General features: G+C 69.6%; 21 protein-coding genes and 1 tRNA gene. 17 read left to right on the top strand and 5 right to left on the bottom strand.

Annotated features, from left to right (window positions below):
* The first annotated feature begins 104 nt into the window (after positions 1–104).
* From ACIP8W_RS03010 to ACIP8W_RS02995, 4 genes are all read left to right on the top strand, one after another.
* A tRNA-Arg gene (locus ACIP8W_RS03010) sits at positions 105–177 on the top strand.
* Positions 178–405: 228 nt separating this feature from the next.
* Positions 406–2,304 (top strand): DEDDh family exonuclease, encoded by a 1,899-nt coding sequence (locus tag ACIP8W_RS03005; protein ID WP_401952738.1) that lies wholly within the window; start codon positions 406–408, stop codon positions 2,302–2,304.
* Between the two features lie 432 nt (positions 2,305–2,736).
* Entirely contained in the window at positions 2,737–3,234 is a 498-nt protein-coding gene (locus ACIP8W_RS03000) for a hypothetical protein (protein WP_401952735.1), read from the top strand.
* Between the two features lies 1 nt (position 3,235).
* Positions 3,236–3,589 carry a GntR family transcriptional regulator gene (locus tag ACIP8W_RS02995; RefSeq protein ID WP_401952732.1) on the top strand — a complete coding sequence of 118 codons (354 nt, stop codon included), beginning with the start codon at positions 3,236–3,238 and terminating at the stop codon, positions 3,587–3,589.
* A gap of 99 nt (positions 3,590–3,688) precedes the next feature.
* Here the strand turns inward: ACIP8W_RS02995 and ACIP8W_RS02990 are convergent, their stop codons facing one another.
* A complete protein-coding gene (locus ACIP8W_RS02990; protein ID WP_402201732.1) occupies positions 3,689–5,365 on the bottom strand; it encodes an SWIM zinc finger domain-containing protein in 1,677 nt (558 codons plus the stop codon).
* Positions 5,366–5,623: 258 nt separating this feature from the next.
* Between ACIP8W_RS02990 and ACIP8W_RS02985 the strand changes: the two genes are divergently transcribed.
* Both ACIP8W_RS02985 and ACIP8W_RS02980 read left to right on the top strand, forming a co-directional pair.
* The gene (locus ACIP8W_RS02985) at positions 5,624–5,935 is read left to right on the top strand and encodes a hypothetical protein (RefSeq protein WP_402201730.1); all 312 of its coding nucleotides are present in this window, start codon (positions 5,624–5,626) and stop codon (positions 5,933–5,935) included.
* Positions 5,936–6,173: 238 nt separating this feature from the next.
* A complete protein-coding gene (locus ACIP8W_RS02980) occupies positions 6,174–6,410 on the top strand; it encodes a hypothetical protein (RefSeq protein ID WP_401952723.1) in 237 nt (78 codons plus the stop codon).
* A 252-nt stretch (positions 6,411–6,662) separates the two neighbouring features.
* Here ACIP8W_RS02980 and ACIP8W_RS02975 read toward each other — a convergent pair whose 3' ends face one another.
* The gene (locus ACIP8W_RS02975; protein ID WP_402201835.1) at positions 6,663–6,878 is read right to left on the bottom strand and encodes a DUF397 domain-containing protein; all 216 of its coding nucleotides are present in this window, start codon (positions 6,876–6,878) and stop codon (positions 6,663–6,665) included.
* Complete coding sequence (locus tag ACIP8W_RS02970) at positions 6,862–7,698, bottom strand: helix-turn-helix domain-containing protein (RefSeq protein WP_402201728.1); 837 nt, start codon at positions 7,696–7,698, stop codon at positions 6,862–6,864. The genes ACIP8W_RS02975 and ACIP8W_RS02970 overlap by 17 nt, the downstream gene beginning before the upstream one ends.
* A 259-nt stretch (positions 7,699–7,957) precedes the next feature.
* Between ACIP8W_RS02970 and ACIP8W_RS02965 the strand changes: the two genes are divergently transcribed.
* From ACIP8W_RS02965 to ACIP8W_RS02935, 7 genes are all read left to right on the top strand, one after another.
* Complete coding sequence (locus tag ACIP8W_RS02965) at positions 7,958–8,344, top strand: hypothetical protein (RefSeq protein WP_402150648.1); 387 nt, start codon at positions 7,958–7,960, stop codon at positions 8,342–8,344.
* Positions 8,344–8,808: an ATP-binding protein gene (locus tag ACIP8W_RS02960; protein ID WP_401952713.1), complete on the top strand. Its 465-nt coding sequence runs from the start codon at positions 8,344–8,346 to the stop codon at positions 8,806–8,808. Before ACIP8W_RS02965 ends, ACIP8W_RS02960 begins: the two co-directional genes overlap by 1 nt.
* Positions 8,809–8,982: 174 nt before the next feature.
* Positions 8,983–9,192, top strand: a complete 210-nt coding sequence (locus ACIP8W_RS02955; RefSeq protein ID WP_401952710.1) for an FxLD family lanthipeptide — start codon at positions 8,983–8,985, stop codon at positions 9,190–9,192.
* Between the two features lie 80 nt (positions 9,193–9,272).
* Positions 9,273–11,309: a lantibiotic dehydratase family protein gene (locus ACIP8W_RS02950; protein WP_401952708.1), complete on the top strand. Its 2,037-nt coding sequence runs from the start codon at positions 9,273–9,275 to the stop codon at positions 11,307–11,309.
* On the top strand, positions 11,306–12,376 hold the full coding sequence (locus ACIP8W_RS02945; RefSeq protein ID WP_401952705.1) for a lanthionine synthetase C family protein: 1,071 nt from the start codon (positions 11,306–11,308) through the stop codon (positions 12,374–12,376). The genes ACIP8W_RS02950 and ACIP8W_RS02945 overlap by 4 nt, the downstream gene beginning before the upstream one ends.
* Positions 12,377–12,426: 50 nt before the next feature.
* Complete coding sequence (fxlM, locus tag ACIP8W_RS02940) at positions 12,427–14,478, top strand: methyltransferase, FxLD system (RefSeq protein WP_401952702.1); 2,052 nt, start codon at positions 12,427–12,429, stop codon at positions 14,476–14,478.
* A 67-nt stretch (positions 14,479–14,545) separates the two neighbouring features.
* Positions 14,546–15,580, top strand: coding sequence for a hypothetical protein (locus ACIP8W_RS02935; RefSeq protein ID WP_401952699.1), 1,035 nt, complete (start codon positions 14,546–14,548; stop codon positions 15,578–15,580).
* 336 nt (positions 15,581–15,916) lie between these two features.
* Here ACIP8W_RS02935 and ACIP8W_RS02930 read toward each other — a convergent pair whose 3' ends face one another.
* Positions 15,917–16,519, bottom strand: coding sequence for a HutD family protein (locus tag ACIP8W_RS02930; RefSeq protein ID WP_402201724.1), 603 nt, complete (start codon positions 16,517–16,519; stop codon positions 15,917–15,919).
* Between the two features lie 72 nt (positions 16,520–16,591).
* Positions 16,592–17,089 (bottom strand): flavoprotein, encoded by a 498-nt coding sequence (locus ACIP8W_RS02925; RefSeq protein WP_401952693.1) that lies wholly within the window; start codon positions 17,087–17,089, stop codon positions 16,592–16,594.
* A 579-nt stretch (positions 17,090–17,668) separates the two neighbouring features.
* On the opposite strand from ACIP8W_RS02925, the gene ACIP8W_RS02920 reads away from it, so the two are divergent.
* From ACIP8W_RS02920 to ACIP8W_RS02905, 4 genes are all read left to right on the top strand, one after another.
* Entirely contained in the window at positions 17,669–18,622 is a 954-nt protein-coding gene (locus tag ACIP8W_RS02920; protein WP_401952691.1) for a hypothetical protein, read from the top strand.
* Positions 18,623–18,749: 127 nt separating this feature from the next.
* Positions 18,750–19,748, top strand: a complete 999-nt coding sequence (locus ACIP8W_RS02915; protein ID WP_402201722.1) for a sugar phosphate isomerase/epimerase family protein — start codon at positions 18,750–18,752, stop codon at positions 19,746–19,748.
* Between the two features lie 48 nt (positions 19,749–19,796).
* On the top strand, positions 19,797–23,093 hold the full coding sequence (locus tag ACIP8W_RS02910) for a PQQ-dependent sugar dehydrogenase (RefSeq protein ID WP_402201720.1): 3,297 nt from the start codon (positions 19,797–19,799) through the stop codon (positions 23,091–23,093).
* 263 nt (positions 23,094–23,356) lie between these two features.
* Positions 23,357–24,520, top strand: a complete 1,164-nt coding sequence (locus ACIP8W_RS02905) for an ROK family protein (protein ID WP_402201718.1) — start codon at positions 23,357–23,359, stop codon at positions 24,518–24,520.
* Positions 24,521–24,648: the final 128 nt, after the last annotated feature.

Here is a 24,648-nt window from a genome sequence, read left to right as displayed (position 1 = left end):
GCACGTGAAGCAGCCGGGTCAGGGTGATCGGAGCCCTATCCTTGTCCCGGCGAGGTCACAGAACCAGCCACGCCGGGCTCCAGGTCACCGAGGCCAGCACACCGGCCCCCGTAGCTCAGTGGATAGAGCAGGTGCCTTCTAAGCACTTGGCCGCAGGTTCGAGTCCTGCCGGGGGCGCTTTCTACGCGCGATGCGAGGCCCTCCCTTGAACAGGGAGGGCTTCCGCGCAGGTCAGAACAATTTAGCGAAAACCGCGTAGTGGCGATGTAAGCATGGGATCCGGCCTCCAGAGGCACGAAATCCAGCCTGCCCATTCAGGCGACACTTGGCGTAACTCACTCACATAAACGGACAAATAGCCATTCAGGTTGAAGAGCGTCGGAACGCCGAATAATTCTTGTCCGTATGAGCCCTGTCACCGCCTCCCTGGACCCGTCCGCCGCCCCGGACCCATCCGTCTCGCGCGACCACGCCCTCGATTGGGCACTGGTCGATGTGGAAACCTCGGGCCTTGTGGCACGTCAGCACCGGGTCCTGTCCGTCGCGGTGGTGACCGTCGGCCCGGACGGCGAGCAGACCGGGGAGTTCTCGACGCTGCTGGACCCGGGCTGCGACCCCGGCCCCGTCCATGTGCACGGTCTGACGGCCGAGAAACTGCGCGGCGCCCCCACCTTCGAGCAGGTCGCCGAGCGGCTCGGGGACCTGCTCCGGGACCGTGTCCTGGTCGCTCACAACGCGCAGTTCGACTACGACTTCCTCGCCCACGAGTTCGCCCGCGCGCGGCGGCCCCTGCCGGTCTCCCGGCGGCTGTGCACCCTCGCGCTGAACCGCCGGGTGGACCCGCCGACCGACGACTTGAAGCTGTCCACGCTGGCCGCCCACTACGGCGTACCGCAACAGCGGGCGCACGACGCGCTGGACGACACCCGCGTACTGGCCGGGGTGTTGCGTGCCACGCTGCGGGAGGCCGCGCGGCTCGATGTGCCGCTGCCCCTCGTGCCCTGCCCGCCCCGGCAGGACGTCCGGTTCACGCCGCAGCCACCCAAGACCCCGTGCGCGTTCCGCAATCCGGGGCGGCCCGATCCGGGCGGCCCGCTGGTCCAGGGCATGAAGATCGCCCTCACCGGCGAGACCGACACCGCCCGCGCCGAGCTGGTCGCCCGGTCCGTCGCCGCCGGACTGAACGTGATGTCCTCCGTCAGCCGCCACACCGGCGTCCTGGTCACCAACGACCGTGCGTCGGGCTCGGCGAAGGCGCGGCGCGCCCACGCCGAAGGGGTGCCCGTCGTCGACGAGGCCACCTTCCTCCGGCTGCTCGACGACGTACGACCGGGCACACCGCACGAGCGACGACCCGAGACCGCCGGCCTTGAGACCGCCGTCCCCGAGACCGCGGGCACTGCGGTCTCAGTGCCCGCTGTCCCCGAGACCGCGGGCACTGAGACCGCCGAGCCCGGGACCGTCCCCGCCGCCCGCCTACCCGAGGACTCCGCGCCGGAGGACTCCACGCCCGGCAAGCCGCTCGCCGGGCGGCGGGTCCTCGCGCTCGGCGGTACGCACCCGGACGCGGCGGCCGCGCGCGCCAGGATCGTCGAGCTGGGCGGGGCCGCCGCGATCAACCTGTCGGCGAGCGTCACCGATGTGGTGCTGCTCGCGGGCGGCGACGGCGACCGGCGCGTACGCCGGATCACCGCTCTGGAGATCCCCACCCACGACTCCGGCTGGCTCGCCGCGCCCACCGTCACCGCTCCCCCGGCCCACCGGCGTCCCGGCCCGCTCGTACTGCCCCGGGGAGGCGTCATCGACCTGCCCGCCGCGGCGACCGGCGCCGACTGGGGGGTCACCGCCTCCTGGGCCCAGCGCACGGCCTGCGAGATCGATCTCGTCGCCTTCCTCGTCGACGAGGACGACCAGGTCTCCCGCGACGAGAACTTCGTCTTCTACGGAGCCCCGGAGAGCCCGGACGGCTCCGTGCGCCTCCTCACCGACGGCCCGACCGAACAGACCGTCGCCCTCGGCCTCGGCGCCCTGCCGTCCGCCGTACGCAAGGTCGTGATCGCCGCCGCCATCGACGGCGCCCCGACCTTCGGCGACATCGGCGCGGTCCAGATCACCACCGGTGCGGGCGGCAGCACCGCCCCGCTCGCCCAGGCCGCCCTCGACGCGGCCACCACCGAACGCACCCTGCTGCTCGCGGAGATCTACCGCCGGGGCCCCCGCTGGCGGTTCCGCGCCATGGGCCAGGGCTTCGACCACGGTCTCGACGGGCTCGCGCGGGGGTACGGAGTCGAGGTCGAGGCCTGACGGCACCGCGCCTTCCACCGCACCTTCACGGAGGAGATCCGGCGCGGTACGCGGGCCGTCTGGTACTGGCGCTGCTACGCGACCCCCTGCTGGTCGGCCGGGCATCCCCTTTGGCGGGCCGTCCCGGTACGACGGGGGCGGCCCGCCTCCCCATCGTGCCCCCGGGGCGCCCGGCCGTGCGGGCCACCCCTTCGCGAAAGCTGCCGACCTGTGAAAGTCGTCGACCGTTTCCCCCTGACCTGCCGCGCCCCCTCGCCCCTCACTCCCGCCCGTACTTTCGGACTCGTACGGAACGATCCCCGCCGCCCGAACACCCCTACGCGGAAACCTGGTTGGTCAAATACCCACTTGTTCTAGCGCCACCCGAACAACTACGGTGGGACACACAGCGGCGGACGACACGGCTGTCCGCCCGCGCCGGGAAGGAGTGTCATGGGGAACACAGAGAACGGCCGAGGATCCGACCGGGTCTCCGTCTGGAGCCGTTCGATCACGGTGGGGTGGCTGCTCGCGATCGGCTTCGTCTCCGCGCCCGCCTTCATCGCGGCAGCGGTCCTGGTCGAGGGTCGACGGTCGCTGTTCCTGGGGCTGTTGATCGCCTCGGCGGCCTTCCTCGCCCTGGGTTCCGTACGGGTGAGTGTGACCGCCCGGGGCGTGACGGTCACCTCGCTCCTCTTCCCGTTCCTGCGCCGCCGGATAGCGCTCGGCAAGATCAGCCGGGCCTCCGCGCAGTGGGCCCGCCCCTCCGAACTGGGCGGCTGGGGATACCGCTGGATGCCGGGGCGCAGCGCCGTCTCGCTGCGCGAGGGGGACGCGCTGTGGCTGGATCTCGTCACGAAGAAGCAGTTCGTGATCACCGTCGACGACGCGGACAACGCGGCGCGCCTGGTGAACGAGTATCTCGCCGGAAGCAGCGGCAAGGGCCACTGACGTGTTGTTCACCATCGACACCTCGTCGCCCGTACCGCTGGCCGAACAGGTCGCGGGCGCGGTCCGGCGCGCCATGGCCGACGGCTCCCTGCGCATGGGCGACCGGCTGCCCGCCGCCCGCGCCCTCGCCCGGGACCTCCAGGTCAACATGCACACGGTCCTGCGGGGCTACCAGATCCTCAAGGACGAGAGCCTCATCGACCTCCGCCCCGGCCGCGGCGCCGTGGTCACCGCCACGGCCCCCCGCTCCCACGCCGCCCTGATCGAAGCGGGCCGCCGCCTGATCACCCTCTCCCGCGAACTCGGCCTGTCCGACGCGGAGATCCTCCGCCTGGTCGAGGAGCAGCTCTCGTAGGGGACGCGGGAAGCCGTCGGGGAGCGCGGGACAGCCGTCAGGTGCCGTCCGGGCCGCTGGACCGGTCGGCCCCCGGCCGGAGCGGGAGGGGCGCCCGCCTCACAGCCCCCGCCCGTCAAGGATGCGGATCAGGTTCCGCTTGCGCTTCTGTTCGGCACGCAGGGTGGTGGCGTACGCCGTGAAGGCGGCCTGGGTGCCGAGCGTCTCGTGGCAGGTACGGGCCTTGAGCAGCAGGTCCGCGATGGCGTGGTAATTGTGGTCGCCGGTCTGCTGCGTACGGGATGCGACGGCCTGGAGGTAGACGTCCAGCGCATCAGCAGGCCGGGAGGTCACCGAGGCGTCCGCGAGGGTGAGCAACTGGCCCGGGTGGGCGTGGCCGGGGGCGGCGGTCCATGCCTCTTCGAGGTCGCCGTCGTCGATGAGTACGTCGATCAGGAGCGAGCCGTGCGCGTACCGGCCTCGCCGATCGGTGTCCGTGACCTCCCGGAGCGGGTCGAGCACGCGGGGGCGCTCGGTGTCCCAGACGCCGTGTGCCTGCGCTGCGGCGCGCAGTTCACGGTAGGCGGGAAGGCTCGGAGCGAGCAGGAAGTGGTCGCGGCGGACGGTGAGCGCGTCGGCGGTTCGGCCCTGACGCGCGTACCGTTCCGCCGTGTACGCGACGAGGTCGACGTGCGGGGGCGTCTGCTCCGCCGCCGCGTGCCGCAGGCCGTTCTCCGCCCAGGTCAGGGCCTCGTCGGCGCGGCCGGCCGCGTCCAGCTCCATGGTGATCCGCAGATGGCGCGCCCCGTTCGGGGTGAGGTCGGCGGCGTACAGGGCGACCAGCTCGTCCACATTGCCCTCGACGCGTACCAGCGTCTCCATCAGGTACCGCTCCGCCCAGCCCGAGGGGTTGCGGCTCAGCGCCTCCTCGCCGAGGGCCCGTAGTTCGGCCAGGCCCCGCGGACCGAGGATGTCGGCGTACGCGGCCGGTTCGATCTCGACGCAATCACCGTCCTCGTCCAAGCAGCGGTCCACGATCCAGCGGGCCGTCTCCTCGGGATCGGGGGATCCGGCGGCGCAGGCCGCCAGGTGGGCTTCGGCGAGATCAGCGGCGGCCTGGGAGATCTCGCCGTCGGAGTCGTCGGCGGATCCGTACACCGCGATGACCCGGCTGATCGCGTCGCGGGCGGCCTCGGCGGCGGCATCCGCCCGACCGGACTCCGCCAGCTCCTGGACGGCCTCGGCGGCGCGGGACACCTGGGCCGCGTATCCCGCAGCGTCCTGGTAACCGATGTACCCGTACTGGGTGAAGTCCTCAGGGTCGACCATGGCCCTGATCGCGGACCGGGCCGCCGCCGTGTCTCCCCGGGCGGTCGAGGCACGGAGTACGAGCGTCTCCTTGAAGCCGTCGTCCGCCGCGAGCTGCCGCTGCACGAGAGAGAGCAGCTCCTCCTTGCTGAGACTGCCGAGCCAGTCGCTCAGGGTTGTGTCACGGACCGCCGCTTCCTTACGGAGGGCGGACTGCCCACCGGGGGCGCGGAGCAGTGTGAGGGCGACGGCGACGCAGTGCTTGCAGAAGAATCCGTCCTCGCCGTACGGGCAGTCGCACTCCCCGCGCAGCGGCTCCGTGCTGTGCAGGACGACCCGGTAACGCTCCGTGCCCCGGACCGTGGCGACGATTCGCCCTCCGTCGGCCCGTAGGTGGCCGACGGAATCGAGGTAGCCGAGGCCTCGCTCGTAGGACCGGGAACCGGCCAGGTCACGCACATCCGCCTCGGTGAAAACCGACTTACCCATAAGGGCTATTGAACCGGATACGTCGGGCCCGCCTCCACCGATCGCCGGGAACAGCCACCGGGAACGCTCTGCGCCGGAAACGGTCTCGGGCCGAACTGGACTGGACCACTCAGCCGGACAGCTCCCCGTCCTCGTCCGCTTCAGCATCCCCCTCGACGTCCGCCTTCCTCGCCTCCGCGAGCTGGAGGAGGTTCCCCGCCAAGTCCCGGAACTCCTGGTAGCAGGTCTGCGCTCACGAAGTACTCGGCACTTGAGTACGTGACGAAGGGCCCGAACCGCGAGCACCAGGGCGGTACGACGTGGAGAAGCCATGCTTACGCCGGCAAGTGCCAGTGCGCCAATGGAAGGTGCAAGCTGATCAAGCAGTACAAGGTGTATGTCGCCGTGAACGAGAAGAAGCTCGGCGACGACCGTAACCGTGGCGTCATCACCGCGTTCCGTGAAGGCGTGACGAAGTGCCCGGCCCGGGTCGGCACCACACTGTCCAAGATCAACGCCAAGTCGGCTTCTGGCACGGAGCAGTTCGTCCCGTCGCACACACCACCGAAACAGCAGTACCAGTCCTCGTAGGAGATCTGATGACCGGCCCCGAGAGCGATTTCCTCAGCAGGATCGCTGACGTTGTTTTCGAGCTCGGGATGGACGGGTTCCGCCTGACTTCCCTGTCCATGAAGGAACGTACATTTTCCTTCAGCGATTAGGGACATGTGCCAGGACCTGCGTCATACGTGCAGGGCGACCCACCGGTCACCACAGGGAGGGCCGGAGCGAGTACGACTGGCAACCGGCGGCGGAGGCTCCCGCGTACTTGCATCTGGCCTGGCTCCTCGCGGATCTCGGCGAATGGGTCACCCCGATGACGGAGCGACACATCACCGTCATCGGGGTCGACTCACCCGAATCCGAGATGTGCGATGTTCTGCTACGCGACGGCGACACCGAATATCGCGCCCGTATCGCCCTCGCCCGGAGGAAACAGCCGCTCGACTTCCCCGAACGTATCTGCTTGAGCTGTTCACAGAGGGACGCCGGCACCAGTACCTGACGGAATCGCGTGTGGCCGACCTTCGGCACGTCCTGTGACCTGATGTCTGTGACATGAGACCGGCCGCTACGGCCCGGCGTCTCCGTACCCCGGGCTCCCGCGCGCGGCGAAACCACTTGCGTGTGGTGGACTACCCTCGTACGTCTGCTGGGCACAGCCCTCATAGGTGGTGGCGGGGCACTCGTCGACCGCATGACTTCGGCCCCTGTCACGGGACAGGGGCCGAAGGAATTTTCGGGGCATCCTGATATTTCAGGCGAGGCGTTCTCCGCCCTTCACAGCGGCGACAAATGAGGACCAGTCACCTTTCGGGAAGACGATCGCAGGGCCGTGCGGGACCTTGCTGTCTCGGACAGGGACGCCGGAGGCGTATCCGTCCGATACTTCGATGCACGCACCCTCGCCATTGTCGCTGTAGCTCGACTTACGCCAATCTTCCAGAGCGGATGCGTCAGGAATCACATTCATTTCCATACCCTTTCAGATATGTGCGAATCAGGTTGATGGATTCATCATCCGCTAGGGCCATGGAGCGCGCCGAGTCGAACCGGGTCGTGAACTCAAGCACCCTCTTCGCCGACTCCACCCCCGTACCAGAAGCGAAGCTCTCGACCAGTGCAATCGTCCCTCCCTGCTTCAAGGTCATGATCGTCAGACTCCCTCCCAACATAGGGTAGGCGCCCTTATCGAATGGCAAGACCTGGATCGTGATGTGGGGTCGGGCAGCCATCTCCAGCAGATGATTCATCTGCCCAACCATGTTCTTCGCGGTCCCCATTGGGCGCCTTAGGGCCGCTTCATCCATGATCGCCCAGTAAAATACCGGATCCGGGCGCTCAAAGATTCGCTGCCTCCGCACTCGAACAGCAACGCGCTCAGCGCAGGCTTCCTCGGACTCGCCGGGAATCGATTTTCGGAACAGCTCTCGCGCATACCCTTCCGTCTGAAGAAGACCAGGAACAAGGCTGCTGGTGAAAACCTGAATTCGGCTAGCCTCCGACTCTTTACTCACGACCTTTCGACTGTAGTCCGGAATCATCAACCCGTGCTCCATCGCCAGCAAGCCCGCGAAAAGCCCCCTCGTACCGAACCGCGTATCCAGCGCCTCGGCGAGCTCATCCGACGGCAGTTGCTTCCCGTGCTCGACCCGACTGATGTACGAATGCGGGTAGCCCAGCCCATCCGCCAGCGCACGCAGCGACAGGTTTACCAGGTCTCTCTCTCGGCGCAACGCCCTCCCCAGAACCGTACGCGGCGTAACCTTTTCCTCTTCGTTGTCCAGTTCCATGGCTCGAACATTCCTTCAACTCGGTGGTCACTGGCGAACTTTGGTACCAGCTCAAGTGTGGACCAAATGACCTCGACCCGGGATGGTGTTAACCATCCCGCCCCGCGTCGGACGAGGACGAATCCGTCTCCCCCAGCCGGTTCGTACCCCGATGCGGGTCGGGTTCCCCATCCGTAGAACTCCGGCCACGCACAAGAAAACCCCCGCGACGCTGATGGACGTCCGGGGGCGTGGCCAACGCTTCGAAGGAGCGCCGACAATGACGAAGTTTATCGTCCGTCTCTTCGAATCGCTGCTGCGATTCTTATTTTCGTCCGCGGATCGTCCGGGATCGGCGAAATCCCGCCCCCCACGCTCTCAGCACGCACCGCACCCCGCGCCGGCTTACGTCGTTCCGTACGAACTGGCACCGCCCCGGACCGTGTTCGTCTTCGCGCTCGGCTGTCTGCACGGGCACGGGCTGCCCCCGGTGTGCGGCGGTGAGCGCCACCGTCCGCTGTTCTTCGCCTGTCGCCGTACCGAGTACGAGCGTCGGCAGCGCGTCGAGAACCGCAGGCGGCGCCAGCGGCGGCGGGCGTTGTGGCTCGCGGTGCATGGCGTCGATGTGGGTCCGCGGGTCATTCACGGCATGGAGGTGGCGGCCTGATGGAACAGAGCCCGGACATCAATCAGAGCGACGCCCACGCGCCGAACAGCCCTGCCGTTGTGCTGCGTTGGAGCCGACACCCGAGTTGTGTCGGGCTGGCGCGGCTGGAACTCCGTAAAACACTCGCCCTGTGGGGCATGTCCGCCCTGGAGGACTCGGCGCTGCTGATCCTCTCCGAACTGGTCACCAACGCCGCCCGGCACGCCCGTGTTTCCCAGGGGCGGGAGATCGAGACGCGGTACGTGCGCCACCACGACGACTGCCGTCCCGGTCTCCGTATCGAAGTGCACGACGCGTCCGCCACCCCACCGCAACAACGGACGCAGGAACCCGACGCGACCGACGGGCGGGGACTGGTCATCGTGGACGCACTCGCGGACGCGTGGGGGGTGAGCGAGCGCAACGGCCCCGGCAAGCTCGTCTGGGCACATCTCACGCTCCCGCCGGCTCCTCCCCACACATGAATTACCTGAACGAGAGGAGGACGAACACGCGGTTCCAGCCGAACTCCAACAGCTGTCCCGCACTGCGGCGCATGGCCGCACCCGAGGGCGGTGACCGGGCTGGCGTCGCAGCCGACCAACAGGCCAAGCCCCTCCACATCCCTGCGCTGCCCGCCATTGCCCAAGGAGGCACACATGACCACCCACCTGGAGTCGCCGGTTGCTCCCTCGCAGCCGACTTCCTTTGACATCGCCCCGGTTGCTCCCGTACAGCCCGACGACGACCCGTTCCAGCTCGACATCACCTTCATCGAGAACATCCCGGAGACAGAGAGGGTGCTGATGTGCGGCACCGGTGACAACTGCGGGAGCTCCTGCCCGAGCGCCTGCACCACCTCCTCGTAACCAGGTCAGTCCAGTGGTGCGGGCTGGACGGGTCGTCGTCCGTCCGGCCCGCACCTCCTGCCGAGAACGGAGTATGGGTGATGACACACTTACGACACAGCCTGTACCAGAGCGCCGGCAAGGGGATGCTGCGCGCCGCAGTGAACCTCACCGCACCGGACATGCCGCCCTGGCCGGGGTCCGCCGCTCCGGTCGAGCACTGGCGTTCGTGGCTGACCACGGTGTGGGCCGATGACGCCTTTCGGCAGGCTGTCTCCGCTGCCAGCCCAGACCTGGCACGCCAAGTCCAGTCGATCCTCGACGGACGATCGCCAAAAGTGCGCCGCGTACGACGGGCGGCACTGGCCACCGCCCGGTACGCGATCAGGTACACGCGCCGCTCCACCCCGTACGGCCTGTTCGCGGGTGTCGCACTGGTCGAGTTCAGTGACATGACAGAGGTGCGCGTCGGAGACCAGCACCAGGCTGTTGCCCGGCCGGACCCAGTGGCACTGAACGCGGAGATCAGCGGCTGGGAGGCGGACGGCGAGCGGATGGCCGACGTCGATGTATGCGTCAACAACCTTGCTCAGCAGCGAAGCGGGCGCGTCCATGTCCCGTCCGAGGGCTCCTCGGAGTTCTCGCTCGCGCTAACTCCTGCGGTCGCTTTGGTGCTCGACGCGGCCCGATCACCGATCCGGTATTCGGCCCTGGCGGACAAGCTCGCCGCCGAGTTCCCGAACACGGCCGAGCACCATCGGACCGGAATGCTCACGCAACTCCTGCGCGTGCGGCTGCTGCGGTCCTCGCTGCGCGCACCCGCCACGGTCATCGATCCAACCGGCTCCCTGCCACCCGCTCTGCGGGAGCACACCCGGAACAACTTGACGGCGCCGGATCTACGGCTGGACGCCACGGTGCGGCTGCCGAATGCGGTCCTGGCGGAGGCGGAGACCACGGCGACGGTCCTGACCCGGCTCGCCACACATCCGACGGGCACCCCGGTATGGCGCCGCTATGCCGAGCAGTTCGCCGACCGCTACGGCGAAGGCATTGAGGTGCCGTTGGAGCTGCTGACGGACCCCGAGAGGGGATTGGGCTTTCCCGAAGGGTTCGGCCAGATCTCCGAGCCTCCCCGCCCGATGACCCGAAGAGACCGGCTGCTCCTGGAGCTGGCCGGTACCGCAGGCGTCGAGGGCAGCACATCAGTGCTCCTGTCCGGCTCGATGATCGAGCAGTTGGAGGCCGCTGCGGGCAGCCCCATGGTCACCCCGCCCCACCTCGAACTGGCCGTGCAGGTCCAGGCCGACTCGACGCGTGCCCTGGACCGCGGAGACTTCCGCCTTCAGGTATCCACTGTCTCCCGTGCGGTCGGCTCGATGACGGGCCGGTTCTGGCATCTGTTCCCGGACACCGGCACGACATACAGCGAACTGCCCACGGCCGAGCCCGGCGCGGAGCTGGTCCAGTTGTCCTTCCACGCCGGACGTGTCCCTGCCGACCTGCTCACACGTGCCCCTCAAGTGCTGCCACGGCTGGTCAGCGTCGGCGAGTTCCGGCGCGCTGGGAAAGGGGTGCTGTTCCCGTTCGATCTGGCCGTTGGCACGCGCGACGGCCGCCTCTACCTCACCGAGGCCGCCACTGGTACTCGCCTGGAGCTGCTTGCCCCCACCGCGATCAACTTCCTGTGGAACAACTACACCCCTCCCCTGGTCCGGTTCCTGGCCGAGATCAGCCGGGCAGCGGCGCCGCAAGTGACATGGTTCGACTGGGGCGCGGCCTGGACTCTTCCGTTCACCCCGGCGCTGCACTATCGCCGTTCGATCCTGGTGTCCGCACGGTGGAAGCTGCGTGCTCGGGATCTGCCCGGCCGCACCGCGACGCTGGATGAATGGGCAGGGCAACTCCATGCCTGGATGGGCAGGTTCGGCGTGCCGGACCGTGTGCTCCAGGCCGAGGACGACCAGCATCTTCCCCTCGATCTGCGCCAGGACATGCATCTGGACCTGCTGCGCGCCCGCCTCGCCGCCCACCCGACCGGTGTCGCGGTTCTGCACGACGCGCCGCCGCCGGACGCCGACGGCTGGATCGACGGGCGTGCCCACAGTCTTGTCCTCCCGCTGAGGGCACGCTCATGACTGCGGCGGCACGCCCCAGGACGCAGGACCTGTCCGAGGGCGCGCTCGGGGTAGCACTGCTACACATCGAGCGTGGTGAGTCTGCCTCCGCGCGAAGCAGCCTGGTACAGGCGGTTGCGGGTGGCGTCAGTGCCGGAGGCAACGCGTCCCTGTTCCATGGCGCCCCGGCACTGGAATTCGTACTCAGCCGTGCTGGACGCTCCGACCGTACCGTCCGCGACACCGTCGATCGCGTCGTGGGCACCCGGCTGGCCGCAGCGCGACGGCGGCAGGCTTCCGGGGCGCTGCCGCATCTCGCGGAGTTCGACCTCATTCGGGGCCTGACCGGGCTGGGCACACTGCTGCTGAACCGTGGCGTGGCCTCGCCACTGCTGAAAGAAGTGCTGGCCTACCTGGTCTCCCTCGCACAGCCGGTCCGTATCAAGGGTCAGAAGCTGCCGGGGTGGTGGTCGGAGACAGGGCCCTCCGGCGAGGAGATGGACGGCGGACACAGCAACAACGGTGTCGCACACGGCATCGCCGGTGTCCTTGCGATGGTTTCCCTCGCCGTGCGGCACCATCTCCAGGTGCCGGGACAGCACGATGCCATCGGGGTGTTCACGCGCTGGTTGGACACGTACGGATGCTGCTACTGGACCACCCGCGACCAGCTGTCCGTCCTGGTACCGCCCGAGCCGGAGCCCGCGCGCCCTTCCTGGTGCTACGGCCGGATCGGCATCGCCCGCACCCAGCAATTGGCAGCGCTCGCCCTGGGGGACCCGGCCCGCCGACGTACGGCAGAGGACATCGTCGTGCGGACGCTGGCCGACCCGGTCGGCCTCGGCCGGATCACCGACGCCTCGCTGTGCCATGGCTGGGCCGGTCTGCTGACCGTCGCCCGTGCCGTTGCCGACGACAGCACCGCGCCGAACCGGTTCACGCCGCTGATCGAAGACCTGAGCAAACGCCTCGCCGCTGACCTGGACCGGCTGCCCAAGCCCGGTTTCCTGGAGGGCCGCACCGGCGCACAACTGGCCCTGGACGGCACAAACACCACGGGCTGGACCAGCGCCCTGCTGATCACCTGACCCCGCCCGTCACCCGAACCGAGCCTCACCGACAAGGAGCGCCCACGAGCATGGACATCGACGACGAGAACCTTCCGATCACCACCGAAAAGGACTGGTGGCATGCCGGTGTGGTGTTTCCGAATGGTGTGGTGAGCCCGGAGGCCGCCCAGGCGGTGTCCTCCGCACTGCACGGCCAGCGGTTCCACTTCCTGCGCAAGGGCGGAGGTCTGCGACTGCGCACCGAGCGCCCTGCGGCAGACCTGCTGGACAGGCTCGTCACCGGCCAACTGGCCAGCGGCTGGGTCGGTGGCGTCTACGAGCCGGAGACCGCAGCGTTCGGCGGCCCCGACGGCATGGATGTCGCACACGACGTGTTCTGTGCGGACAGCCGTGCCGCCCTGCCCGAGACCGGCAGCCCCGGAGCCAGGGAGCGCTGTGTCCTGCTGCTCTCCACCATGATCCGGGCTGCCGGGCTGGATCCGTTCGAGACGGGCGACGTCTGGGTGAAGCTCGGCTCTCTGCGACCGCCCGTTACCCCGCCCACCGGTCCTGCGCGCGACCGGGCCGTCGCGGCTATGCGCCGTCTCATGAACGCCGACGCAGCCCTGCGGCCGGACGCCGAGCCAGGCTGGGCCGAGCGCGTCGCCGCGTTCGAGAGCGCTGGGCACCGGCTGAGGCGGTTGGCCTCCGACGGGCAACTGACACGTGGCCTGCGCGCGGTGCTCGCCCATCACGCGATCTTCGCCTTCAACCGCGCTGGAGTGGCTTCCGGCGAGCAGGCCGCCACCGCATGGCTGGGCCGTCAAGTCGCCTTCACCACAAGGGAAACAGCCAACGTGTCTACCCACCAGTCCGGCTCCCCGGCCTCTAACCTCACCCGAATGGACACCACCTTGCCTCCCGGCACCGACCCCGCCGAACTGCGCGAAGCGCTCGTGAACCGCCTCATCGACAGAGGCCACCTGCGTACCCCCGAAGTCATCGCCGCCTTCCGGCACACCGAGCGCCACCACTTCCTCCCCGGCGTCGACCTTCGGGCCGCGTATATCGATGACGCGGTGCCCACCAAGCACAACGAGAACGGCGAGATGATCTCCTGCATCTCCGCGCCTTCGATCGTTGCCACCCAACTGGAGCAGACGGGAGCCGAGCCCGGCCAGAAGATCCTGGAAGCCGGAGCCGCCACCGGCTACAACGCCCGCCTGCTCGGAGAACTCGTGGGCCCCGGAGGCCACGTGTGGACCGTGGACGTCGACCAGGACCTCGTCGACAGCGCCCGCAAGAACCTCGCGCAGGCCGGGGCCTCGAACGTGACCGCCGTACTGGCCGACGGCGCTGTCGGCCTTCCTGAGCACGCCCCCTTCGACCGCATCCAGTTCACCGTCGGCGCCGGTGACGTTCCGGTGAAGATCCTCGACCAGCTCGCCCCCGGCGGACGCCTGGTCCTCCCGATGCGGATTCGCGGCAGCATCTCGCGATCCTTCGCCTTCGAGCGAAATGGTGATATCTGGAAGACCGTCTCCTGCGAGATGGCCACCTTCGTACCGCTGCGCAAGGGCGTCTGTGACGACATCTACACCCTCGTGCCCCATGCCGGTGAGGGCAGCGTCCGTTTGGAGACCTTCAGCGAGCAGGAGGTGGATCGTGAAGCGATGCGCACCGTCCTGGACCAGCCATCGGCCAAGGTCTACTCCGGCGTGAAGTTCCGCAAGGGTGACCCCTGGGAGTGGCTGTACCTGTACCTGGCATCGGTGCTGCCCAACGGCCTGTCCCGCATGCCCGGCTCTCGCCCCGGATTCACCCCGCACTTCGGCTGGGGTTCCATGGCCGCGCTCGACGGTGACAGCCTGGCCTACCTGACTGTGCGCGAAGGCGAGGACGAACGGGGCAGGTTCTGGGAGATCGGCGTCATCGGCCATGGTCCGCGCGCCGCCGAACTCGCCGATCAGGTCGCGACCGAGATCGGCGAGTGGGATCAAGGCTGGGGCAACAGCGCCCGGGAACCGGGCTTCCGCATGGCTGTCGGAGACGCCCGCGACCAACTCACGGCCGCCGAGCCACGCTTCGTCATCGACAAGACATACAGCCGTCTCGTCGTCGACTGGCCGCGCAAGAGCTGATCCGATGATCCCCGCGATTGCCAGCCGAATCCCCCTGGTCCGCCGTCCCAAAGCACCGGCTTTACCGTTGGACGAACGCATCGCCCACCTCATCGGGCTGACCGTCGCACCCGCTGGCGCGGGCCACCACGACCTGGTGGCCCGCGCCAGCGGGGTCCTCAACTACTCCGCGCTGGTCGCCTCAGACGTAGGGATGCCCGACCTGGCGGCCGACCTGTGCTGGAGACAGCACCAGGTCTTCGCCGACGCCGGACGCCTCACGGGAGACACCGCCGTGATGGCACTCATGCCCCTGATCAACATCTCCCGACTGCTGACCCGTGAGGGCGACGGCGAAGGCGCCTACGACGTACTCCTGCGGCTGTACCGCGCCGCCCAGAAGCGCGGTACAGCCGAGATCCTCGGCAACACCGCCGATCTGTCGATGTTGATCGGCAACGAGGCGGACCACCGGAAGGTATGCGAGGAACTGTGGGTCACCGTGCTTGTCGACGGCGCGAGGGCTCTGGCGCGGATCGGCCGCTGGACCGAGGCCACCGAAGCCATGACCGCGCACCGGGGCGTCGGCAACCGCCTCCTCGACGGACGGCAAATCATGATCATGTCGCTGATGGAACGCGGCCTCGACGAGCAGGCTCGCGCAACGATCGAGTCCACCGTCCCCACAGAACCGTGGGAGAACGCCATCGCGGCCCTCCTGCGCGTCTGCTGTCGGCCCGCGACCGTCCCCACGCTCCAGCCGGAGCTGGACCTTGCTCTGGAGGAAACACTCGCGCTGATAGCCCCGCCCGCCCCTGCGACCGCTGTGTTCCAGACCCGAGTCGGACTGGCCACGCTCGATCTGGCCCACGGCCGAACCAGCCCCCGCATCGTCCTTCTCCAGGACGCCGTCGCCGACGTGGCCGCTCTCGACGCCTATGCCGCCCGTGACGTCCTGAACCACCCCTTGGCAGGCTCATGCCTGACCAGCGATCAGAGACAGCGACTCGACGCTGTGCTCACCGCGTCAGGACTCGGCACAGGACACCTCTCGGCAGCCCACACCCAAGCCCTCACCGAGGCCGTGGACACAGCAGAAGTCGCGCTCCGCGGTCTTCTGTGAACTGGGCCCCGGGCCGAGGAAACAAGTGGACGCGCTCGCGGACGCGTGGGGGGGTGAGCGAGCGCAACGGCCCCGGCAAGCTCGTCTGGGCACATCTCACGCTCCCGGCCGGCCTCGCCCGCCTCGGCGACGGCCCGCCGCCGTAGCCGTAAATCCGTGTGCCGGCCCAGCACTCGCGTCCGGAACCGCGCCGGTGCTGGGCCGGCCCGTTCAGCCGAGCGGATTTACTTGGGGTGGCGCAGGTGATCCAGAACTTCGCCGCCGCAGGCCGGCGCGATGCCAGGACCCGGCCGGCCCGTGACCGATGGCGGGCTGAAGGCCGGAGGGGCCCCGCCGTCAGTGGGGCGCGGTGATCCTGATCTCGGCCACCGTGCCGTCGCCCCGTAGAGTCAGCGCCCCCGGGCCTTCGTGACGTACGCAGTCAAGGCGGCCGAGCACCGTCTCCCGCCCGTCCGGTCCGACGACGGCGATCCCCTCGGTGGCGGCCATGACGAGCAGGGTCTCGCCCTCGGCACACGCCGTCTCCGTCCCCCGTACGGCGGCGACGGTGACGATCCGCACGCGGGCCGTCGCCCGGCCCCTGCGGGTCATCACGTTCATGTCACGTACCGCGCCCGCGTCCAGCCGGCAGTCCGTCGTGGCGTCGCCGGAGAAGGCGAAGGGGGTCAACGGTCCGACCGGATGCGGGGTCCCGTCCACGGTCAGCACCATGCCTTCGCCCTCGACCAGGGTGATCACGCGATCGATCCCGGGGAAGGCGGAGAAGGGGCCTCCCGCGTCCACGTCCGCGATACTCATCCGCCAGTCGAAGCCGTCCGCCGGCCCCGCCGGGGCCAGCGGCGCTCGCACGGTGCCCGACGCGACCTCCCGGGTCGTACCACCGCCGTTCTTCCACGGCATGCTGCGGTACGCGCTCCAGCGCAGAACATCTCCGCCCATCCGATGCCGCCTCCTTGTCACCGAGTCCGGGCCAGCCTACGTGCCGAGCCGCCGCCCCCACCTCGCCCCGCCTCACCCCGCCGGGTCCAGCAGTTCCAACGCCTCCTCCCACCGGAAGTCCTCGGACTCCCCCGGCTTCGGGGCGTGGGGTTCGTACGCGCCGACGCGGACACCCATCGCACGGAGACGGGCGAGGCTCTGGGGGTACGCGGGGTGTGCGGCCTGGGCCGCGTTGAGATACGGGAGGACGGCGATCGGGACGCCCAGGCCGTGGGATTCGCAGAGGACGCCCAGGGCGAGTGTGTCGGAGATACCGGCCGCCCATTTGTTGATGGTGTTGAAGGTGGCCGGGGCCACGGCTATCGCGTCGGGCGGCGGCAGTGGGCGGGGTTCGCCGGGGAGGCGCCAGGCGGAGCGGATCGGAAAACCCGTACGTTCCTCGATGGCGGCGCGGTCCATGAAGCCGAGGCCCTGCGGGGTGGCGATGACGCCCACGTCCCAATTCCGCCGCTGCGCCGCGGTGATGAGTGTGCCGACGTCGCCGGCGATTCCGGCCGCGCAGACCACCACGTACAGGAAGGGTCTCCGGGGGTGGTCGAGGCTCCGGGCGTCGTGGGGGCTCCGGGCATCGTGGGAGTTCCGGGCATCGTGGGAGTTCCGGGCATCGTGGGAGTTCCGGGCGTCGTGGGGGCTCCGGGGTGCTTCGGTCAACTCGCTTGTCCTGTCGGTGAGTCAGCGGTGGGGCGGTCGGGCCCACTCCTTCCCTCCCGACTCTGGGGCGGCTGTCCGGTGGGCTTTCCGTACCCTCCGTACCCTCGCCAGCTTTTCGCCTGACATCCCTATCTTTTGACGAATCACGAGAAAGTTCCGGAGTTTTCAGCCAAACCCCTGGACAGTCCTCACACGGCGGCCCTAGTGTCTCGCCCCAACCAGTCAAGCGTTTCGAAGTGGTAACACCGCCTACCGCGGCAACACTCACGCCGTGCGCGCGCCGAATCGAACCGGCCAGACCGCGCCCCGCCCGCACCCATGAACCGCGCAGCAACCCCCGCACCGCCGTGCCCCCGTCCGCGTCGCCGTCCGCGTCGTCGTACGGGGGAATCCGTCCGCGCACACCGGCGCGGCCGGACCGCAGCCGAAGGGAAGCTCATGAAGATCCGCACGTTCATCGCCACGGCCTCGCTGATCGCCTCCGGAGGGCTGGTGGCGTTCGCCGGTTCCGCGCAGGCCGCCCTCTACACCACCTGCGTGGGCGACGGCGGGGCCGTCACCGTCAAGGGTGACCTGGTCGTGCCCGCCGGGAAGTCGTGCACACTGACCGGCACCAAGGTCAAGGGCAGTGTGACCGTCGAGGCCGGGGCCGACCTCGTCGCCTCGGGCGCCACCTTCGGCGGGGCGGTCGGTGTGGGCGCGAACGCCTATCTCGACCTCGCCGACACCACCGTCAAGGGCGCCCTCACCACACAGGCGGCCTTCGGCACCTACCTCCGGGCCACCACCGTCAAGGGCGGGATCACCGCGGGCCGGGGCTTCCTGTACGCCGTCGACTCCGAGCTCGGCGGCGCCGTCAGAGCCGAATCGGGCGAGCTGTACGTGTCCGGGTCCACCCTGGGCGGCGCGCTGACCGGGGACCGGAACCAGTACACCGATGTGTACGACAGCACCCTCGAGGGAGCCCTCACGGTGAGCGGGAACGCCCTCGGCGGGGTGCTGTGCGCCAGCGAGGTCCAGGGGAACACCGTATACAAGGACAACGCCGACACCCTCCAGCTCGGTGGCGAGGGACTGCTCGGTTCCTGCCCCGGCGCCACCTACCTCGGCGGTGACCTCGCGGTCACCGGCAACACCGCGAACGCCGTACTGGACAACACGATCGTCCGGGGCAAGCTCACCGCCACCGGGAACGCCCCCGCCCTCAAGGTCGGCGAACTGGCCCGCGTCCGGGGCGGGATCACCGGCGAGACCGCCCCCGTCGGAGTGTCCGCCGCCCGGCTGTCCAGGGCCGCCGCGCCGGACCGCGGCGCCGAGCTGGCCGAGAAGGCCGCCGAACGCGCCACCGAGGCGCGGGCGGACGCTCGCGCCGCCGGTAAGTCACTTCTGTAAAAGCGCTGTTGGAGACGGTTCGCGGCAACTCCCCCGGCCGTACGCGACCCCCGCCACCCCCAGGTCCTGTGGTCCGTCTGTCCCCACAGCGCACCCCACCCCTTCGCCTCATTCCCCAGGAGTGATCGTGGGCCATCTGCACAAGTCCTTCGACCGCCGGAACTTCCTCCGGGCCACTGCCGGTACCACCGTGGCGCTCGCCGCCGCCTCGGTCACCGGAGCGTCCGCGGCCACAGCGGCGGCCACGCCGACGGCCGCCGCACCGACCGCCGCCACGCCGGGCAAGCTGTCCATTCCCAAGGACCGCATCGGCATCCAGCTCTTCAGCATCCGTGACAAGGTCAGCGCGTTCGGCTTCGCCGTCGTCCTGGCGGAGCTGTCCCGGATCGGCTACCGGGAGATCGAGTTCGCCGGGTACACCCAGAGCACCTCCATCCTGGGCCGGCAGATCACCCTCCCCGAGATCCGGCGGCTGCTCGACGACAACGGACTGCGCGCGGTCGGCAGCCATGTCGGCATCGGCAGTCTGCGGACCAGCCTCCAGGCGGAGCTGGACGCCGCGCAGATCCTCGGCATGCCGCACATCGGCACCGCCAACGCGCCCACGAACACCAACACCGTCGCGGGCTATCTCGCCGCCGCCGAGGAGTTCAACGCCTGGGGCGAGGCGGCCACCGCGCGCGGTCTCAAGCTCTACCAGCACAACCACGCGGGCGAGTTCGCGTTCGCCGAGGACCAGCCCTCGGTACGGCTCTACGACGTGTTCCTGCGCAACACCGACCCCCGACACGTCTATCTGGAGCTGGACGTGTTCTGGGCGTACGTCGGTCAGTACCGCTGGCCCGGTTTCGACCCGGCCGCGTATGTGCGCGACCAGCCCTACCGCTACCCGCTGTTCCACATGAAGGACGGCGACAGCAACCCCGCGCAGGCCAACGGGTTCGACATCGTGGAGTTCGGGGCGGGTGACCTGCCGTACGAGAAGTTCGTACGGGACATCAGCCCGCGCGCCGCCCACATCGGCATCTGGGAGCAGGACACCGCACCGGGCGCCCTTCCCGATCCGCCGGGTTCGCTCGGTGCCGCCGAGCGCAGCTACACGGCGCTCAAGGGGCTCCTCGGCTGAGGGAACGGTCCCCCGCCGAAGCCCCGGAGCCCAAGGAGGCGCTCACCCGTGCACCGTACTCTCGGACGTCTGATCGCAGGTGCCCTGCTCACCGCCCTGCCCGCGCTCGGCATGGTGGCCCTCGCACCGGCCGCGCAGGCACACCCGGACCATGAACACGCCCTGGACTGGGCGAACTACGAGAAGGTCACCCTCACCAAGGACACCGGCGAGCCGATCGACCTCGCCGTCCTGCCCGACAGCCGGGTCCTGCACACCGCGCGCAACGGCGATCTGCGGCTGACCGATCCCGGCAGCGGGGTGACCAAGGTCGTCAACCACATCGACGTGTACCAGAACTCGGAGATGGGGCTCCAGACCGTCACCCTGGATCCGGACTTCACCACCAACAAGTGGGTCTACCTCTACTATTCGCCGCCGCTCACCACCCCGACCGGCTCCGCTCCCCTCCAACTCCCGGCCGGGCAGGACGACTCGTACTGGAAGAGATGGGAGGGGTACGACACGCTGACGCGCTTCAAGTGGACCGGCGACAAGCTGGACCCGTCCACCGCGCAGGAGATCATCCGCGTCGACTCCAACCGTGGCCAGTGCTGTCATGTCGCCGGTGACGTGGACTTCGACGCGGACGGCAACCTCTATCTGTCCACCGGGGGCAACACACCGGCATCGGGACCCCACACCAACGGATACACACCGATCAACGACGCCCCCACCTACAACCCCGGTCTCGACGAGCGCCGTGGCGCCGGGAACACCAACGACCTGCGCGGCAAGATCCTGCGCATCACCGTTCAGGAGGACGGGAGTTACACCGTCCCGGACGGCAACCTCTTCCCCGTCGGTACGGCGAGGACGCGCCCCGAGATCTTCGTGATGGGCCTGCGCAACGCGTTCCGGATGACCGTCGACCGGAAGACCGGCGCCGTGATGTGGGGCGACTACGGGCCCGACGCCGGGACAGCCGACCCGAACCGCGGTCCGATGGGGTACGTCGAGTGGCAGACCACCACCCGGCCGATGAACAGCGGCTGGCCGTTCTGCACGGGTGACAACTCCCACCCGTACCGGGACTTCGACTTCGCCACCCTCACCCCGGGGCCGGCCTTCGACTGCGCGAAGCCGGTCAACGACTCGCGGTGGAACACCGGACTGACCGAACTCCCGCCGTCCGTCCCGGCCACCCTCTGGTACGGCGACCGCGACACCGACCAGCCCTGGCCCGAGCTGACCGCTTTCCGCGGTCCCGGCGGACCCGGCGGCCAGGCCCCGATGGCGGGACCGGTCTACCACTACGACGCGGACAACCCGGCGCCGGGCAAGTTCCCCGCGTACTGGGACGGCAAGGCGTTCTTCGGGGAGTTCTCGCAGGACTACGTCGCCGCCTTCACCCTCGAAGCCCCGGACGGCCCGGTCACCAAGCTGGAGAATGTCCTCCCCAACAGCGAGCGCTCCGCCAACGGCATCCCGCCCTGGGACAACCCGATGGACCTGGAGTTCGGCCCGGACGGCTCGCTCTACGTCCTGGACTACGGCGACGGATTCTTCCGGCAGAACCCCGACGCGGGCCTCTACCGGATCGACTATGCCGAGGGCAACAAGGCACCCACCGCCGTGATCAAGACCGACAGATCCTCCGGGCAGGCACCGCTCACCGTCTCCTACGACGGCCGCTCCTCCAGCGACCCGGAGGACGGCGAACTCACCTATCAGTGGGACCTCGACGGTGACGGCACCTTCGACGCCACCGGCCCCCGGGTCACCCGTACGTACCCCGAAATCGGCCAGTTCCAGGCCCGGTTGAAGGTCACCGACCCGCAGGGGAAGAACGGGCTGTCGAGCCGGCAGATCACCGTGGGCAACACCGCACCGACCGTGGGGATCACCGCACCGCCGGACGGCGGCTTCTTCGACTGGGGCGACGCCGTGCCGTACGGAGTCGCCATCGAGGACGCCGAGGACGGCAGGAACGTCGACTGCGCCAAGGTCGCCTGGACCTTCGGCCTCGGTCACAACCAGCACGGCCACCCCGTCAACAGCGGCACCGGCTGCGCGGGCGCCGTCGTCACACCGACAGACGCCGGACACGGTGACACCGAGAACGTCTTCGGTGTTCTCGGCATCACCTACACCGACAAGGGCGCGGGCGGTGTGCCCCCGGCCACCGGGAACGCGCAGGTCGTCCTCAACCCGGCGCTCATGCAGGCCGAGCACTACGACACCGCCGAGGGCGTCACGATCACCGATGACACCACCGCGTCCGGCCGGCGGAAACTGACCTCCTTCGACGCCGGGGACTGGATCGCGTACGACCCGGTCTCGTTCAGCGGCATCAGCGGAGTGCGGACCCGCGCGAGCGGGGCGGGCACCCTGGCGCTGCGCTGGAACGCCCCGGACGCGGAGCCGTTCGCGACCGTGTCCGTACCGGCGGGCGAGAACTGGCAGACCGTCAGCACCCCGCTGGACACGGCCCCTTCGGGTACGGGAGAGCTGTATGTCACCTCCACGGGCGGCGTCGAACTGGACTCCCTCGCCTTCCAGGGCCCCGGTGTCGCCGACAGGACACCACCGCAGGTGTCCGCCGCACTGAACCCGGCCCGGCCCGGCACCAGCGGCTGGTACACCGGCGAGGTGACCCTCGGCGTCACCGCCACCGACAACGGCACGGTCACCGGCCGCCAGTACTCCGTCGACGGCGGTACGACCTGGCTCGCCGCCAACACGGCCGTCACCCTCGCCACCGAGGGCGCCACCACCGTCCTCTACCGGGCGACCGACAGCGGCGGCAACGTCTCCGAGGTCGGCACACTGACGGTACGGATCGACCGCACCGGACCCTCGGTGACCGTCACCGGGCTGGACGCGGACACCTCCTACGGCGACTCGAAGCGGCCCACACCGGTGATCGCCGTCACCGACCCGGTCTCCGGGATCGCCTCCTCGGCCACCACCCTGGACGGCGCGGCCCTCGTACCGGGGAAGCCGGTGGAGCTGTGGCGACTGCCGCTCGGCGCGCACGAGTTGAAGGTCACGGCGACGGACCGGGCGGGCAACTCCACGGTGCGGACGGTGCGGTTCACCACCCGTACGTCCTTCGACGACCTCGGCGCGCTGCTGCCACGGCTGCGCGCCGACAACCTGGCCACGGCGCGGGGGCTCCAGCGCCTCACGGTCCGGCTCGACCAGGCGCGGGCCCACGCCGAGGCCGGCCGGATCGGCCAGGCCCGCGCGGTGCTGGACGCGTTCGTCACTGCCACGGGCGACACCGCGCTGGTGAACGACGCGGCGGCGGGAGCGGCGCTGGCACGGGACGCGCTGGCGGTGAAGGGGGGCCTCGGCTCCTGACCCGGGCAGCGCGCGAGCCCCCGGGCGCCGGGAGGGACGGCGAGAACCCCCGGGCCGGGGGTGCGAGCCCCCCGTCGGCACCCCGGCCGCGACACCGCGACACCCCGAAGCGCTGCCCCTCCGCCCAGGCGGGGCAGCGCTTCGGGCACCTTCCGGCCAACCACACGGACTCCCTCGCACGGAGCGGGGGAAAGTTGCGTACGGTCGCAGAGAAGGCGCCCCGCGATGCCGGACGAGCGCCGGGAATTGAGGAAGTGGAGCCCGTGAACGTCCCGTACCGCGTACTGAGCCTGCTGCGTGACAACGGCCCACTCTCCAGAGCCCAGTTGGCGGACCGGCTGGAGGTGCCGCGCCCCCGGCTGCTCGCCGAGCTCGACCGGCTGGTCGCCACCGGGAAGGTCCTCGACGCGGGCCCGGCCGCCTCACGCGGCGGCCGCCGCTCCACACTGGTCCGGCTCGATCCGGGGCTGCGGTTCGCCGCCGTCGACCTGGGCGCCAGCTCCATCGACATCGAGATCACCAACGGCGGCCTGGACCCGGTGGCGTCGTACTCCGAGACGGCCGACATCCGCTCCGGACCCGTCGGGATACTCGGCCGGGTCAGCGAACTGCTCCACAAGCTGGGCGCCAAGGGCCACTACACCCGGCTCGACGCCATCGGCATCGGGCTCCCGGGACCGGTCAGCTTCCGGGACGGAGTCCCCGTATCCCCGCCGATCATGGTCGGCTGGAACCGCTATCCCGTACGGGACACACTCGCCCGTGAACACGACTGCCCGGTGGTCGTCGACAACGACGTCAATGTGATGGCACTGGGCGAGCGGCACAGCGGGGTCGCACGCAGTGTCGAGCATCTGCTCTTCGTGAAGATAGGCAGTGGCATCGGCTCCGGAATGCAGCACCACGGCCGGATCTACCGGGGCGCCGAGGGGTGCGCGGGCGATATCGGCCATATCCAGGTCGAGACCGAAGGACCCGTCTGCACCTGCGGCAACACCGGCTGCCTGGAGGCATACTTCGGCGGCGCCTCCCTCGCCCGCGACGCCACCGCCGCCGCGCTCACGGGACGGTCCCCCGCGCTCGCCGCCCGCCTCGCCGAACGGGGCGCCCTCACCGCCGTCGATGTCGCCGAATGCGCCACCGGCGGCGACACCGCCGCCATCGGGCTCATCCGTACCGGCGGCCAGCGGGTCGGCCAGGTCCTCGCCACTCTCGTCAGCTTCATGAACCCGTCGATGATCGTCATCGGCGGCGGTCTGGCGGGGCTCGGTTATCTCCTGCTCGCGGAGATCCGCAGCGTCGTCTACAAACGCTCACTGCCCCTGGCCACCGGCAACCTCCCCATCGTCATGTCCGAACTCGGCCCACGCGCGGGCGTCGTGGGCGCGGCGCTGCTCGCGAGCGAACTGGCGTACGGAGGCGAATAGCGCCGATCGCCCTCTCCCGCCGGTCGCTCCCGAGATGCCGACCCACCCGGGCGTGGCTACGCTGTTTCGACGGTGCGTCCTCCCGTCCCGCGCTGCCGGGCCAGGACCGCTTCTCGGGCCCTCTCCCC

The sequence above is a fragment of the Streptomyces sp. NPDC088554 genome (genome assembly GCF_044752945.1).
Classification (GTDB): Bacteria; Actinomycetota; Actinomycetes; order Streptomycetales; family Streptomycetaceae; genus Streptomyces.
The sequence above is the reverse complement of the archived record's forward strand: the minus strand, read 5'-3'. Positions and strand labels throughout refer to the sequence as shown.

Coding starts and splice junctions, on each gene's coding strand:
- ACIP8W_RS03005 (WP_401952738.1), top strand. CDS start 406: ATGAGCCCTGTCACCGCCTCCCTGGACCCGTCCGCCGCCCCGGACCCA.
- ACIP8W_RS03000 (WP_401952735.1), top strand. CDS start 2,737: ATGGGGAACACAGAGAACGGCCGAGGATCCGACCGGGTCTCCGTCTGG.
- ACIP8W_RS02990 (WP_402201732.1), bottom strand. CDS start 5,365: ATGGGTAAGTCGGTTTTCACCGAGGCGGATGTGCGTGACCTGGCCGGT.
- ACIP8W_RS02975 (WP_402201835.1), bottom strand. CDS start 6,878: ATGAATGTGATTCCTGACGCATCCGCTCTGGAAGATTGGCGTAAGTCG.
- ACIP8W_RS02970 (WP_402201728.1), bottom strand. CDS start 7,698: ATGGAACTGGACAACGAAGAGGAAAAGGTTACGCCGCGTACGGTTCTG.
- ACIP8W_RS02965 (WP_402150648.1), top strand. CDS start 7,958: ATGACGAAGTTTATCGTCCGTCTCTTCGAATCGCTGCTGCGATTCTTA.
- ACIP8W_RS02960 (WP_401952713.1), top strand. CDS start 8,344: ATGGAACAGAGCCCGGACATCAATCAGAGCGACGCCCACGCGCCGAAC.
- ACIP8W_RS02955 (WP_401952710.1), top strand. CDS start 8,983: ATGACCACCCACCTGGAGTCGCCGGTTGCTCCCTCGCAGCCGACTTCC.
- ACIP8W_RS02950 (WP_401952708.1), top strand. CDS start 9,273: ATGACACACTTACGACACAGCCTGTACCAGAGCGCCGGCAAGGGGATG.
- ACIP8W_RS02945 (WP_401952705.1), top strand. CDS start 11,306: ATGACTGCGGCGGCACGCCCCAGGACGCAGGACCTGTCCGAGGGCGCG.
- fxlM (WP_401952702.1), top strand. CDS start 12,427: ATGGACATCGACGACGAGAACCTTCCGATCACCACCGAAAAGGACTGG.
- ACIP8W_RS02930 (WP_402201724.1), bottom strand. CDS start 16,519: ATGGGCGGAGATGTTCTGCGCTGGAGCGCGTACCGCAGCATGCCGTGG.
- ACIP8W_RS02920 (WP_401952691.1), top strand. CDS start 17,669: ATGAAGATCCGCACGTTCATCGCCACGGCCTCGCTGATCGCCTCCGGA.